The organism is Cellulomonas olei (assembly GCF_039548315.1).
Taxonomy (GTDB): Bacteria; Actinomycetota; Actinomycetes; order Actinomycetales; family Cellulomonadaceae; genus Cellulomonas.
This window is the reverse complement of record NZ_JBCLVN010000015.1, coordinates 1-13,768: the sequence shown is the minus strand read 5'-3', so window position 1 is coordinate 13,768 and position 13,768 is coordinate 1. Positions and strand designations below refer to the sequence as shown.

The 13,768-nt window shown below is 74.4% G+C and carries 14 protein-coding genes; 7 read left to right on the top strand and 7 right to left on the bottom strand.

What is annotated here, in order from left to right:
* The 3 genes from ftsX to prfB all read right to left on the bottom strand — a co-directional run bounded on the left by ftsX (position 1) and on the right by prfB (position 2,906).
* Complete coding sequence (gene ftsX / locus AAHH18_RS06890; RefSeq protein WP_283319825.1) at positions 1-918, bottom strand: permease-like cell division protein FtsX; 918 nt, start codon at positions 916-918, stop codon at positions 1-3.
* A gap of 13 nt (positions 919-931) precedes the next feature.
* Positions 932-1,621: a cell division ATP-binding protein FtsE gene (gene ftsE, locus AAHH18_RS06885; RefSeq protein ID WP_283319824.1), complete on the bottom strand. Its 690-nt coding sequence runs from the start codon at positions 1,619-1,621 to the stop codon at positions 932-934.
* Positions 1,622-1,793: 172 nt separating this feature from the next.
* Positions 1,794-2,906, bottom strand: coding sequence for a peptide chain release factor 2 (gene prfB, locus AAHH18_RS06880; protein ID WP_343301086.1), 1,113 nt, complete (start codon positions 2,904-2,906; stop codon positions 1,794-1,796).
* A gap of 101 nt (positions 2,907-3,007) precedes the next feature.
* Between prfB and AAHH18_RS06875 the strand changes: the two genes are divergently transcribed.
* Positions 3,008-3,916, top strand: coding sequence for an aldose 1-epimerase family protein (locus AAHH18_RS06875; protein ID WP_343301085.1), 909 nt, complete (start codon positions 3,008-3,010; stop codon positions 3,914-3,916).
* Positions 3,917-3,990: 74 nt separating this feature from the next.
* Here AAHH18_RS06875 and AAHH18_RS06870 read toward each other — a convergent pair whose 3' ends face one another.
* From AAHH18_RS06870 to AAHH18_RS06860, 3 genes are all read right to left on the bottom strand, one after another.
* Positions 3,991-4,851 (bottom strand): M15 family metallopeptidase, encoded by an 861-nt coding sequence (locus AAHH18_RS06870; RefSeq protein WP_343301084.1) that lies wholly within the window; start codon positions 4,849-4,851, stop codon positions 3,991-3,993.
* Between the two features lie 234 nt (positions 4,852-5,085).
* Positions 5,086-6,132 (bottom strand): hemolysin family protein, encoded by a 1,047-nt coding sequence (locus AAHH18_RS06865; protein WP_343301083.1) that lies wholly within the window; start codon positions 6,130-6,132, stop codon positions 5,086-5,088.
* A complete protein-coding gene (locus AAHH18_RS06860; RefSeq protein WP_283319819.1) occupies positions 6,129-7,457 on the bottom strand; it encodes a hemolysin family protein in 1,329 nt (442 codons plus the stop codon). Before AAHH18_RS06860 ends, AAHH18_RS06865 begins: the two co-directional genes overlap by 4 nt.
* A gap of 187 nt (positions 7,458-7,644) precedes the next feature.
* Between AAHH18_RS06860 and AAHH18_RS06855 the strand changes: the two genes are divergently transcribed.
* The 4 genes from AAHH18_RS06855 (at position 7,645) to AAHH18_RS06840 (ending at position 11,398) form a co-directional block, all read left to right on the top strand.
* On the top strand, positions 7,645-8,424 hold the full coding sequence (locus AAHH18_RS06855; protein WP_283319818.1) for a response regulator transcription factor: 780 nt from the start codon (positions 7,645-7,647) through the stop codon (positions 8,422-8,424).
* Positions 8,421-9,506, top strand: coding sequence for a HAMP domain-containing sensor histidine kinase (locus AAHH18_RS06850; RefSeq protein ID WP_283319817.1), 1,086 nt, complete (start codon positions 8,421-8,423; stop codon positions 9,504-9,506). The genes AAHH18_RS06855 and AAHH18_RS06850 overlap by 4 nt, the downstream gene beginning before the upstream one ends.
* Before the next feature lie 99 nt (positions 9,507-9,605).
* The gene (locus AAHH18_RS06845; RefSeq protein ID WP_283319816.1) at positions 9,606-10,589 is read left to right on the top strand and encodes an ABC transporter ATP-binding protein; all 984 of its coding nucleotides are present in this window, start codon (positions 9,606-9,608) and stop codon (positions 10,587-10,589) included.
* Positions 10,586-11,398: an ABC transporter permease gene (locus AAHH18_RS06840; RefSeq protein WP_343301082.1), complete on the top strand. Its 813-nt coding sequence runs from the start codon at positions 10,586-10,588 to the stop codon at positions 11,396-11,398. The genes AAHH18_RS06845 and AAHH18_RS06840 overlap by 4 nt, the downstream gene beginning before the upstream one ends.
* A gap of 10 nt (positions 11,399-11,408) precedes the next feature.
* On the opposite strand, the gene AAHH18_RS06835 is transcribed toward AAHH18_RS06840, so the two are convergent.
* Entirely contained in the window at positions 11,409-11,864 is a 456-nt protein-coding gene (locus AAHH18_RS06835; protein WP_343301081.1) for a MarR family winged helix-turn-helix transcriptional regulator, read from the bottom strand.
* 108 nt (positions 11,865-11,972) lie between these two features.
* Here AAHH18_RS06835 and AAHH18_RS06830 point away from each other — a divergent pair, with 108 nt between their 5' ends.
* Positions 11,973-13,259, top strand: a complete 1,287-nt coding sequence (locus tag AAHH18_RS06830; protein ID WP_343301080.1) for a multidrug effflux MFS transporter — start codon at positions 11,973-11,975, stop codon at positions 13,257-13,259.
* A gap of 186 nt (positions 13,260-13,445) precedes the next feature.
* On the top strand, positions 13,446-13,768 hold a 323-nt coding region (locus AAHH18_RS06825), incomplete at its 3' end, for a 2-oxoglutarate dehydrogenase E1 subunit family protein (RefSeq protein ID WP_343301079.1).

The window sequence follows — 13,768 nt, the reverse complement described above, 5'->3', positions numbered from 1 at the left end:
TCAGACCTTCGTGTAGCGGCTGAGGGTGACGAGGGACGAGATGGCGGCGAGCACGACGGCGGCGACGACGAGGAACGGGGCGATCTGCCACACCTCGTTCGTCGTGACGTACGGGATCCAGGCCACCTGCCCGCCCAGCCAGTCGCTCACCAGGTAGCGCACGCCGGCCCACAGCCCGGCGACGGACAGCGCCGCGCCGATGGTCGCCGCGATCGCGCCCTCGAGCATGAACGGGAGCTGGATGAACAGGTTCGAGGCGCCGACCATGCGCATGATCCCGGTCTCCCGCCGGCGGCTCATGGCCGACAGGCGGATGGTCGTCGTGATGAGCAGCACCGCGGCGAGCAGCATCACGCCGGCCAGGCCGAGGGACAGCAGCGTGGCGCTGTTGAGCACCCGGAACAGCGAGTTGTAGAGCTCGCGCTGGTCCTGGACGTTCTCGACGCCCTGGCGTCCCTGGAGCACGTCGGCGACGACCTCGAACTTCTCCGGGTCGGTGAGCTTGATGCGCAGCGACTCGTTCATGTCGTCGACCGTCGTGATCTGGGCCCAGAACTGCCCGTCGAACTGGCGCTCGAACGTCTCGTACGCCTGCTCCTTGGACTCCTCGGAGATCTTCTCGATGTACGGCGCGACGTCGGGGGCCGCCAGGGCGTCGAGGATCGCCTGCTTCTGGTCGTCGGTGACCTCGCCGCCCGCGCACGTCGGCTCCGGGGACTCGCCCGCGGGGCACAGGTACACCGCGACCTCGACCTTGCCGTACCAGTCGTCCTTCATCTTGGTGATCTGCATCTGCAGCAGCGCCGCGGCACCCACGAACGACAGCGACACGAACGTCACGAGGACGACCGACACCGCCATCGACAGGTTGCGGCGCAGGCCGATGCCGATCTCGGAGAGGATGAACTGCAGTCGCACGTCTCCCCCTCCCTCAGCGGTCCGAGCCGTAGACGCCGCGCGACTGGTCGCGCACCATCTCGCCGCCGGACAGCTCGATGACGCGCTTGCGCATCTGGTCGACGATCTCGTCGTCGTGGGTGGCCATGACGACCGTGGTGCCCGTGCGGTTGATCCGGTCGAGCAGGCGCATGATCCCCAGGGAGGTCGTCGGGTCGAGGTTGCCGGTCGGCTCGTCCGCCAGCAGGATCGACGGCCGGTTGACGAACGCCCGCGCGATCGCCACGCGCTGCTGCTCGCCGCCGGACAGCTCGTGCGGGCGGCGCTTCTCCTTGCCGGCCAGCCCGACCATCTCCAGCACGTCCGGCACGGTGGTGAGGATGTGGTGGCGCGGCTTGCCGATGACCTGGAGCGCGAACGCGACGTTCTCGAAGACCGTCTTGTTGTGCAGCAGGCGGAAGTCCTGGAACACCGCGCCGATCTGGCGCCGCAGCTGCGGGACCTTCCACGACGACAGCGTGGTGAGGTCCTTGCCCGCGACGAACACGCGCCCGGCGGACGGCCGCTCCTCGCGCAGCACGAGGCGCAGGAAGGTGGACTTCCCGGAGCCGGACGCCCCGACGAGGAACACGAACTCGCCGCGCTCGACGTCCAGGCTGACCTGGTCCAGCGCGGGGCGTGCGCCGCGCGCGTAGACCTTGGTGACGTTCTCGAATCTGATCACAGCGGTGCGGCCAGTGCTGGGGGACGGGAGGGTGGTGCGGTCCTGGCCGCGACGAGCGTAGGCAGCGCCTCGTCGTGACCGGACCGTGACACGCCGTCGGCTCCCTGTGAGAACGCGCGGCCGCCGCCGTCAGCCGGCGCGACCGCCCGAATCGCCCGGAACGTCCCGGTTGTCAGTCCTGCGCCGACCGCCGCCAGCGGATGCCCGCCTCGATGAACCCGTCGATGTCCCCGTCGAACACCGCGGAGGTGTTGCCGACCTCGTGCTCGGTGCGCAGGTCCTTGACCATCTGGTACGGGTGCAGCACGTAGGACCGCATCTGGTCGCCCCAGGACGCCTTGATGTCGCCCGCGAGCTCCTTCTTCTTCGCGTCCTCCTCGGCCCTGCGGACCAGGAGCAGGCGCGACTGCAGGACGCGCAGCGCGGCGGCACGGTTCTGGATCTGCGACTTCTCGTTCTGCATCGACACGACGATGCCGGTCGGGAGGTGCGTCATGCGGACCGCGGAGTCGGTGGTGTTGACCGACTGGCCGCCGGGGCCGGAGGACCGGAAGACGTCGACCTTGATCTCCGACTCGGGGATCTCGATGTTGTCGTCGCTCTGCTCGATCAGCGGGATGACCTCGACGGCCGCGAAGGACGTCTGCCGGCGGCCCTGGTTGTCGAACGGCGAGATGCGCACCAGGCGGTGCGTGCCGGCCTCGACCGAGAGGTGCCCGAACGCGTACGGCGCCTTCACCTCGAACGTCGCGGACTTCAGGCCCGCCTCCTCCGCGTACGAGGTGTCGAGCACGGTGGTCGGGTAGCCGTGCCGCTCCGCCCAGCGCAGGTACATCCGCATGAGCATCTCGGCGAAGTCCGCCGCGTCGACGCCGCCCGCGCCGGCGCGGATCGTCACCACGGCCTCGCGCTGGTCGTACTCGCCGTTCAGCAGGGTGCGGACCTCGAGCTCGCCCAGGTCCTTGCGGATGGTCACCAGCTCGGCCTCGGCCTCCGCGAGGGTCTCGGCGTCGCCGCCGTCCTCCGTCGCCATCTCGACCAGGGTCTCCAGGTCGTCGATGCGGCCCCCGAGCCTGTCGACGCGGTCCAGCTCGGACTGCGTCGCGCTCAGCGCGCTCGTGACCTTCTGCGCGGACTCGGGGTCGTCCCACAGGTCCGGCGCCGAGGCCTTCTCGGAGAGCTCGGCGATCTTCGCGCGCAGGGCCGTGGGGTCGGACACCGCCTGGATCGACTGGAGCGTGCTGCGCAGGTCGCGGATCTCGGCGGGGAAGTCGGTGGCTGCCACGACGGTCCAGGCTACCGGCTGCCGGCAGGCCCCACGAGCAGGGCCGCCGCGCCCGGCGCCGGTCCCGTCCCGGGCGCGCGGCGAGCCACTACGGTGTGAGCGTGAACAGCCCAGCCCCGTCCGGACGCCAGCACACCCTCGCGCACGGCGCGCACCGCGCCACGATCGCCGAGGTCGGCGCGAGCGTCCGCACCTACGCCGTCGGGGGGCGCGACGTCGTGCTCCCGTTCGCCGAGGACGCCCTCGCCCCCGCCTACTCCGGGGCGGTGCTCGCCCCGTGGCCGAACCGCCTGCGCGACGGGCAGTACACGTGGGAGGGCACGGAGCACCAGGTCCCGGTCACCGAGCCCGACCGCGGCACCGCGCTGCACGGCCTCGTCGCGCACGTCCGGTTCGAGCGGGTCGCGGGCGACGACGCCTCGGTCACCCTGCGCCACGACCTGGTCCCCACGCCCGGCTACCCGTGGTCGCTGCGCCTCGACGTCACGTACACGCTGTCCGACGCGGGGCTGCGCGTGCACGTCGTGACGACGAACCTGTCCGGCACCGCGGCGCCGTACGGCATCGGGTTCCACCCGTGGCTCTCCCCCGGCGACGCCGCCGTCGACGACTGCACGCTGCGCGTCGACGCCACGTCCCAGGTCACGAACGACGAGCGGCTGCTGCCCACGGGCACCCGGCCGCTCGCGGGCGCCGAGGACCGCCGCACGCCGCAGCCCCTCGCCGGCGTCGCGCTGGACGACGCGTTCGTCGACGTCACGCGGGACGCGGACGGCCTGTCGTGGATCGTGCTCGGCGCGCCCGACGGCCACGCCGCCGCGATGTGGATGGACGGGACGATGGACACCTGGCAGGTGTGCACCGGCGACGGCATCCCGCTGATCGACCGCCGCGGGGTCGCCGCCGAGCCGATGAGCTGCATCGCCGACGCGTTCCGGACCGGCGAGCGCCTCGTGCGCCTCGAGCCCGGCGCGAGCCACGAGGTGACCTGGGGCATGACGCTGGTCTGAGCCGCCGTCCCGCACGGACGACGAAGGCCCCGCCGGTCACCGGCGGGGCCTTCGTGCGTCCAGGGGGTCCGGCGTCAGCCGTAGTACTCGCCGTCGGCCATGACGCCCTTCGTGTACTCCCAGTGCCAGCGCTCGTAGGGCCCGCTGCCGCCAGGGCGAGCCCACGAGGGGTTCTCCCAGCCGAACACCGGGGCGTTGTCGTTCATCCACTCCCACTGGGCGCCCGTCGTCTGCGAGCTGCACAGGTCGACCGCGAGCCCCCAGCCGTGGTTGCTGCGGCCGGCGGGCGCGGCCAGGCCGCCCTTCGCCGCCTTCACCGCGCGCTGCTCGGCGAGGGTGCGGTAGCCGCTCGACAGGCACAGGTCCGTGCCGAACCGCGTGACCCACATCGCGTTGAGCTCGGCGAGCGCCTCGGCGGCGTCCGCACGGAGCTGGGTCGTGCCGTCCCAGAGGTAGCAGAGGTCGGACTGCGGCAGCTGGCCGTTCGCGCTGTCCGTGCCGGCCTCGCCGCTGCACCCCGGCAGGATCTCGCGCTCCTCCGAGCGGCTCACGTCGACCTGCGCCCGCACGGCGGTCGCGTCGGCGGACACGAGGGACGCGGGCGGCAGCACGGCCGACGGGGACGACGTCAGCGCCTCCACCGTGCTCGGCAGCGTCGCGTCGGCCTGCGCGTCGGTGTACCCGTCGTCGCTGCGCGCGGCCTGCTGCGAGAGCGGGACGGCGACGGTGACGGCCGCGAGGGTCACGAGGACGCCGGCGCGGGTGCCCCACCGGGCGAGCGGTCCCGTGCGGTGGTCGCGGGCTGCCGGCGCGGCGGTGACGGCCACCGCGGCGGCCGTCACGGCGCGGGGCGCGCCCGCGTGCCGGGAGGCCTCACGGAGCTGGCGACGGGTCGGGGAGCCGGTGGCGGCAGGCTGCACGCTGTGCGACGCCACGGGGCCTCCGATGCTCGCGGGTGGACGAGGGATCCCGTCCGGGAGGCGGGCACGGACGCACCGCGGTCACGGCTCCCGGGGGGACGATCACGAAACCATAACGGGCGCGCGGGCCCGCTCCAACCCCCTCGGGGCGAGATCGTTGACGGATCATCGGCGTGTCGCGCCGGATCACCCACCGGGACCACCCGGACGTGTGACGAAGGTCCCACGAACGGGTGCACGGGGACCCCGTCAGTGCCGCACGGCCCCGCGCTGCATCGCGTCCCGCACCTCGCCGACGAGCTCCTCGAGGATGTCCTCCAGGAACACGACACCGACCGCCCGGCCGTCCTCCTCCACCCGCGCCAGGTGGACGCCGGAGCGCTGCATCGCGGCGAGCGCCTCCTCCACCTCGTCGTCGGGCGAGACGACCGCGAGCGCCCGGACCCGCCACGCCGGCACCGGCAGGCGGCGGGACTCGTCGTCCGCGTACAGGACGTCCTTCACGTGCAGGTACCCGACCGGGCTGCCGTCGCGGCCCAGCACCGGGAACCGGCTGTAGCCCGTGCGGGCGACGAGTCGCTCCACCTCCTCGGGGGTCACGTCGGCGGGCACCGGCACGAGGTCCGCCACCGGCACCATGACCTCGGCCGCGGTGCGGTCGGAGAACTCCAGCGCACCCGACAGCAGGCCCTGCTCGTCGGCCAGCAGGCCCTCGGCCTGCGACTGCTCGACGATCGACTGCACCTCCTGGGCGGTGAACGCCGACGCCACCTCGTCCCGGGGGTCGACGCCGAACAGCCGCAGCACGTGGTTCGCCACCCAGTTCAGCCCCCCGATGACCGGCCGCACCACGCGCGCCAGCCACACCAGCGGCGGGCCGAACACCAGCACGGCGCGGTCCGGGCCGGACACGGCGAGGTTCTTGGGCACCATCTCGCCGAGCACGACGTGCAGGTACACCACGACGAGCAGGGCGACGACGAACGCGATCGGGTGCGCCAGGCTCGTGCTCACCCCGAGGGCGTGCAACGGGTCCTCGATGAGGTGCGCGATCGCCGGCTCGGCCACCAGGCCCAGGCTGGTGGAGCACACGGTCACGCCGAGCTGCGCGCACGCGAGCATCAGCGAGACGTGCTCCATCGCCCACAGCACGGTCACGGCGCGGCGGTCGCCCGCCTCGGCCTTCGGCTCGATGGCCGAGCGGCGGGCGGAGATGATCGCGAACTCGGCCGCGACGAAGAACGCGTTGCCGGCCAGCAGCGCGACGGCGAGGGCGAGGGCGAGGCCGTTGCTCATCGACCGGCCTCCTCGTCCGCGACCGGCGCCTCGGCGGGGCGCACGACGACGCGCTCGACCCGGCGGCGGCTCATCGACTCCACGCGCAGCACGACGGAGCCGGCCCGGACCTCGTCGCCCACCTCGGGGACGCGCCCGAGCGCGGCCATCACCAGGCCGCCGAGCGTCTCGTACCGGCCGTCCTCCGGGACCACCAGGCCGGTGGTCTCGGTGAGCTCGTCCGGCCGCAGCAGGCCCGAGACCTCCCACGCGCCGTCGGCGCGCCGCGACGCCGTCGTGCGGCGCCGGTCGTGCTCGTCGGCGACGTCACCCACCAGCTCCTCGACGACGTCCTCCAGGGTCACCACGCCGGACGTGCCGCCGTACTCGTCCACGACCACCGCCATCTGCAGGCCGTGCTCGCGCAGCTCCACCAGCAGCGGGCCGAGGTGCACGGTCTCCGGCACGCGCGGGGCGTCGACCATCAGCGCCGCCGCCGGCACCTCGCCGCGGCGCTCGTACGGCACCGCGATCGCGCGGCGCAGGTGCACCATCCCCACCACGTCGTCCGAGTCGTCACCGATCACCGGGAACCGGGAGTGCCCGGTCTCGCGGGCCAGGCGCACGACGTCCGCCGCGGTGTCCTCGCGGCGCAGCACGACGACGCGCTGCCGGTCGGTCATGACGTCGACCGCAGTGAGACCGGAGAAGTCGATGGAGTTGGTGATGAGCACCGCCGTCGACGCGTCGAGCGTCCCGACCTGGGCGGACCGGCGGACGAGCGCGGCGAGCTCCTGCGGCGACCGCCCGCCGGACAGCTCCTCGCGGGGCTCCACGCCGACGCGCCGCAGCAGCGCGTTCGCGCTCGAGTTGAACAGGGTGATGAGCGGTCGCAGCGCCGTGGTGAACCCGCGCTGCAGCGGGGCCACCCACCGGGCGGTGCCGAGCGGCCTGCTGATCGCGAAGTTCTTGGGCACGAGCTCGCCGAACAGCATCGAGAACCCGTTGACGAGCACGAGGGTCAGCACCACCGCGACCACGCCGCCGGCCGCCGCGCCGAGGGCGGACTCCCGCAGCGGGCCGCCCAGCAGCCGGCTCACGGCGGGCTGCGTGGTGTAGCCGAGCAGCACGGTGGTGACCGTGATGCCGACCTGGGCACCGGACAGCTCCGTGGACAGCCGGCGCAGCGCCTTCAGGACGCTCTGGCCGCGGCGGTCGTCCGGGCGGGTCTGGCGGTCGACCACGCCGGGGTCGAGCGTGACCAGGGAGAACTCGCTGGCCACGAACACGGCGGTCCCCGCGGTCAGCACGACGCCGAGCAGCACGAGCAGCCACTCGGTCAGCACGGGTCACCCCGGCGGGCGCGGGTCCCGGCGCGGGCACGGGGCCCCGCGAGGAGGTTCAGGAGGCAGGGAGGGCCGGCATGGTCGCCCCCGGGCTCGTCGGCCCGGGAAGGACGCCGGCAGCGACTTGAGCTGCTCATGGTGGGGTCGATCATACGAAACCTCCACACCCGCGCTCTACGCTGGGTCGATGACGTTCGCTTCCCGTCCCGGCGGTGCCGCCGGCAGCCCCGCGGGCACCCCGGGCTCCGCGTCCACGTCGGTGCTCGTCGTCGAGGACGAGCCCGCCATCGCCACCGCGGTCGCGCGGCGGCTCTCCGCCGAGGGCTGGCAGGTCGAGACTGTCGGCGACGGGCTCCAGGCCGTCGACGCCGCCGCCCGGCTGAACCCCGACGTCGTCGTGCTCGACGTGATGCTGCCGGGGATCGACGGCCTCGAGGTGTGCCGCCGCATCCAGGCCGACCGGCCCGTCCCCGTCCTCATGCTGACCGCGCGCGACGACGAGACGGACATGCTCATCGGGCTCGGGGTCGGCGCCGACGACTACATGACCAAGCCGTTCTCGATGCGCGAGCTCGTCGCGCGGGTCAAGGCCCTCCTGCGGCGCCAGCAGCGGGCCGCGCTCGCCGCGGAGCTCGCGGCGGTGTCGCCCGAGGCCGAGCCGCCCGTCGCGGTCGGCGACGTCGTCATCGACCGCGCGCAGCGCCGCGTGCACCGCGCCGGCGAGGAGGTGCACCTCACCCCGACCGAGTTCGACCTGCTGCTCGCGCTCGCCGCCAGCCCCCGCACCGTGCTCACCCGCGAGCGCCTGCTGGCCGAGGTGTGGGACTGGGTGGACGCCTCGGGGACGCGCACCGTCGACTCGCACGTGAAGGCCCTGCGCAGGAAGCTCGGCGCGGACCTCATCCGCACGGTGCACGGCGTGGGCTACGCGCTGGAGCCGGCCGGCACGGGCACCGGCGGCGCGTGACGGTCCCCCGGCACCAGCGGCCGCGCGTCGGGCGGCTGCCGGACGTGCGGCCGCTCGACCGGCTGCGCTCCATCAAGATCAAGCTGGGCGTGCTCGTCGCGGCGGCGGTGTTCGTCGCCGCCCTGCTGACGTGGATCGGCCTGAACAACGCGCTGGGCCCGACGCGGACGTTCCCGATCGTCATCGTCATCGCCCTCGTCATGACGCAGGTGCTCGCCCGCGGCATGACGTCGCCGCTGCGGGAGATGACCGCGGCCGCGCGGGCCATGGCGGCGGGCGACTACAGCCGCCGCGTGCGCGCGACGAGCCGCGACGAGGTGGGCGAGCTCGCGGCGGCGTTCAACCGCATGGCGGACGACCTCGAGCAGGCCGACTCCCTGCGCCGCGAGATGGTCGCGAACGTGTCGCACGAGCTGCGCACCCCGGTCACCGCCCTGCAGGCCCAGCTCGAGAACATCGTCGACGGGGTGAGCGACCCCGACCCGGAGTCCATGCGCGCCGCCCTGGCCCAGACGCAGCGCCTCAGCCGGCTCGTCGCCACCCTGCTCGACCTGTCGCGCCTCGAGGCGGGGGCCGTCGACCTGCAGGTCACCGAGGTGCCGCTGCAGCAGTTCCTCGAGGAGGCCGCGCAGGAGGGGCGCCTGGTCGGTGCCTCCAAGGACCTCACGTTCCCGGTGCAGGTGGAGCCGCCGGACCTCACCGTGCCCGCCGACCGCGAGCGCCTGCACCAGGTGGTCGCCAACCTCGTGCAGAACGCGGTGCGGCACTCCCCGCGCGGCGCCCCCGTCCGGCTCGAGGCGCACCGCGCCGGCGGCTGGGTGCGGATCGACGTCGTCGACCAGGGCCCCGGCATCGCGGCCGACCAGCGGCAGCGCGTCTTCGAGCGGTTCGCGCGCGGCAACACCCCGGCGATCACCGGGCAGATCTCCACGGGCGGCACCGGGCTCGGGCTGTCGATCGTGCGCTGGGCGGTCACGCTCCACGGCGGCACGGTCGAGGTCGCCGACACGGACACCGGCTGCACCATGCGCGTGATGCTCCCCTCGCGGCGCACGTCCCGGCCCGCGACCGCCGCGTTCTAGCGGCTCCGTCCGGCGGCGGAGGCCCGCCGGTCGCGGCGGCGCGCGGTCTCCGCCTCGCGACGGATCCGCCGGGCCACCGCCGGCTCCTAGGGTCGAGGCATGCCACCCGACGCCACGCACGCCATCGAGGTCAGTCACCTCACGAAGACGTTCGGCCAGGTCCGGGCCGTCGACGACCTGAGCTTCACCGTCCGGCCCGGCCGGGTGACCGGGTTCCTCGGCCCGAACGGCGCCGGCAAGACGACGACGCTGCGGATGCTGCTGGGGCTGGTGACGCCGACCAGCGGCACCGCGACCATCGGGGGCCGCCGCTACACCGAGCTCGACCGCCCCATGCGGACCGTCGGCGCCGCGCTCGAGGCCGCGGACTTCCACCCCGGCCGCACGGCGCTGGACCACCTGCGCGTGTTCGCGCCGCAGGCCGGGGTCCCGGACTCCCGGGCGCCCGAGGTGCTCGACCTCGTGGGGCTGGGGTTCGCCGCGAAGCGCCGCGTCGGCGGCTTCTCCCTCGGCATGCGGCAGCGGCTCGCGCTGGCGACCACGCTGCTGGGCGACCCGCCCGTGCTGCTGCTGGACGAGCCCGCGAACGGCCTGGACCCCGAGGGCATCCGCTGGCTGCGCGACCTGCTGCGGGCGCTCGCCGCCCAGGGCCGGACCGTCCTGGTGTCCTCGCACGTGCTCTCCGAGGTGCAGCAGACGGTCGACGACGTCGTCATCATCGCCGGCGGCCGCCTGGTGCACGCCTCCACGCTCGAGGAGCTGGGGCGCATGACGGAGCCGCGCGTCCGCATCTCCTCGCCGGACGCGCAGCGGCTGGACGCGCTCGTGGCCGCCCACGGCTGGACGGCCGGCCCCGTCGCCCCCGGCGTCGTCGAGGTCACCGGCACCGACGCCGCCGCCGTCGGGCACGCCGCGTTCGCGGCCGGTCTCGAGCTGCACGAGCTCGCCACGCACGCCGCCGGCCTGGAGGAGCTGTTCCTCAGCCTGACGTCGTCGACCGCCGAGCACGCCGCCCCGCCCGGGGCACCGCCGACCGCCACCGGGCCGACCGCCGCCGACGCGTCCACCGGAGGTGCGCGATGAAGGACACCCTGGTCTCCGAGTACCGGAAGATCGTCACGACCCGCACCTGGTGGGTGCTGCTGGTCGTCATGGTCGGCTACATGGCGTTCCTCGGGACGATGATGGCGTTCGCCTTCACGTTCGACGACGGCTCGCAGGTCTCCACGGGCGGCGGCGCCACGCCGGTCGTCGACGCGCGGGACATCGCCGTGGCGGTGTACTCCCTTCCCGCCTCGCTGGGGTACGCCCTGCCGCTGCTGGTCGGGGTCCTGGCCGTGACCGCGGAGTTCCGGCACCGCACGCTCACGCCGACGCTCCTGGCCCAGCCCGACCGCAACCGGTTCGTGGCCGGCAAGCTGATCGCGTCGATCCCGATGGGCCTGCTGTACGGCGTGCTCGGGACGCTCGCGACCGTCGCCGCGGGCGCCACCGTGTTCGCCTTCACCGACGCGGACGCGTTCCTCGGGGACGCGCAGATGTGGGGCGTCATCGCCCGGACGGTCCTCTCGCTCACCATCTGGTGCGTGCTCGGCGTCGGGCTCGGGTTCGCGCTGCCGAACCAGGTCGTGGCGATCATCGTCGTGCTGGCCTTCACGCAGTTCGTGGAGCCGATCGCCCGCCTGGTGCTCAACCTCAACGACGCGACGGCGGGCATCGCGCGGTTCATGCCCGGTGCGGCGGGCGAGGCGATCAGCGGCGGGTCGTTCTACTCCGCGAGCGGCCTGGGGGACCTCCTGTCACCCGCGGCGGGCGCCCTGGTCCTGGTCGGCTACGCGCTGGTGCTCGCCCTGGTCGGACGCCTCACGACGCTGCGGCGCGACATCACCTGACGGCACCGGGTCACCTGACGGCACCGGCCAGGCGCGCGAGCGGCCCGGCGGCGTCGCGGACCGCCGCGGCGTCGGCCGGGTCCAGGCGGGAGAGCGCGGTCTCCAGCGTCCGCGCCCATGCCTGCTCGACCGTCTCGCGGCGCCGCCGGGCGAGGGGCGTCGGGTGCAGCCGGGCGACCCGCCGGTCGGCGGCGTCCGCGACGCGCTCGACGAGCCCGCGCCCGGCGAGCCCGCGGACGGCGGCGCTCACGTTGCTCTGCCGCAGGCCGAGTGCCTCGGCGGCGCCGCCGACGCTCGTGCCGGGGTGCCGGTCGACGTACCGCATGACCTCGAACTCCGTCGGGGGCAGCCCGGGCAGCCCGCCGGCCTCGGAGTCCTGCTCCCGGCGCACCGCGCGCGAGAGGTCGTGCAGCGCGGAGGCGAGCTGCCGCAGGGCGTGCGTGGCGTCGGTGTCGGCGTCGGTCACCGCTCGAGGCTACCGCGGCTCATATGACTCGACATATATGACCTCATAGATAGAATGCTCCCCGGCAGCGGCACCGAGCCGCCCTCCGTCCGCGCTGGAGCACCCCCCATGATCACGCCCCCGGGCCCCGCCGTGCCCTCGACCACGACCGCACCCGCCCGCAGCACCCCGCAGCTCGGCGGGGACCGGCCGCTCACGCCCGCGGTGACCGTCGCCCTCGCCCTCCTCACCGCGATCGCACCGCTGGCCACCGACATGTACCTGCCGGCGTTCCCGCAGCTCGCGCGGGACCTCGGCACCAGCGCCTCGGTCGTGCAGCTGTCCTTGACGACGTTCCTCGTGGGCCTCGCGCTGGGGCAGCTCGTGATCGGGCCGCTCTCCGACCAGCGCGGCCGCCGGGGGCTGCTCGTCGCCGGCAGCGCGGTGTGCGCCGCGGCGGGGCTGGCCTGCGCGCTCGCGCCGTCCGCCGGCTTCCTCGTGGCCGCCAGGTTCGTCCAGGGGTTCAGCGGCGCGGCGGGGGTGGTGCTCAGCCGCGCGGTCGTCAGCGACCGGGCGCGCGGGGACGCCGCCGCGCGCGTGTTCGGCGTCATGATGCTCATCCAGGGCGTCGCGCCGGTCGCGGCCCCGCTGGTCGGCGGCACGCTCGTGACCGCGGTGGGCTGGCGGGGCGTGTTCGCCATCCTCGCCGGGGCGAGCGCGCTCATGCTCGTCGCCGTGCTCGCGCTCGTCCCCGAGACGCTCCCCCGCGAGCACCGCACCGGCGGCGGCGTGGCGAGCACCCTCCGGGACGCCCGCGCCGTGCTCAGCAACCGGCGCTTCGTCGGCTGGACCGGGTCGCTCGTGCTCGGCTTCGCCGCGATGTTCGCGTACATCTCGGCCTCGCCGTTCGTGCTGCAGAACGTGCTCGGCCTCTCGGTCGGGGCGTACTCCCTGGCCTTCGCGGCCAACGCCCTGGGCCTCGGGCTCGTGGCCGGGCTGGGCACGGCCCTGGTCGGCCGGTTCGGCGCCCGGCGCCTGCTGACCGCGGGCGTGACCGCGGTGGCGGTGCTCAGCGTGCTGCTGCTGGTGGACGTCGTGCTGCTCGACCTGCCGCGCCTGCCCACCCTCGTGCTGCTCTTCCTCACCGTGAGCGCGCTCGGCCTGGTGTTCGGCAACGCCACCACGCTCGCCACCGACGAGGCGGCGGGGGCGGCGGGCACCGGGTCGGCCCTGCTCGGGGCGCTCCAGTTCGGCCTCGGCGCGCTCGTCTCGCCGCTCGTCGGCCTGCGCGGGGAGCACGACGCGCTCCCGATGGCCGTGACGATGGTCGTCCTCGCGCTCGGTTCCGCGGTCGCGGCACGGGTCGCGGCGACCGCCCCGCACGACGCGCCCATGACCGAGTTGGCACGCGGCTGACCCGGGGCAGACCCGCGGATGGGACCCCCGACACCCCTCGCGGACCCGGCGTGTGACGAGCACGTGAACCACCCGCGCGTCACCCTCCCCGACGGGAGACGACACGCAGTCAGGACGTAGGGTTGGCCACGAACCGATCCGGCGAAGACGCGGTCAGTGACCGCGGAGGAAGTGGGCGATCCTCGCGTGTCCCAGCATGCCGAGCCAGACGTGAACCGGGCCGACTTCGGCGCGAACGCGTGGCTGGTGGACGAGCTGTACGAGCAGTACCTCCAGGACAAGACCGCGGTCGACCCGGCGTGGTGGGACTTCTTCGAGGGCTACCGCCCCTCGTCCCCCCAGCCGACGACCTCGGGGGCACCGGACGGCGCGTCGGGGGACGCCGCCACCGCCGACGGCCGTGCCGCGTCCGGCTCCGGGGGCGACGGGGCGACCGCGACGCCGGCCCCGGCCGCGTCGCCCGCGCCCGCCGCGGACGGCGCACCCGGCGGCGAGCGCGACGGCACCGT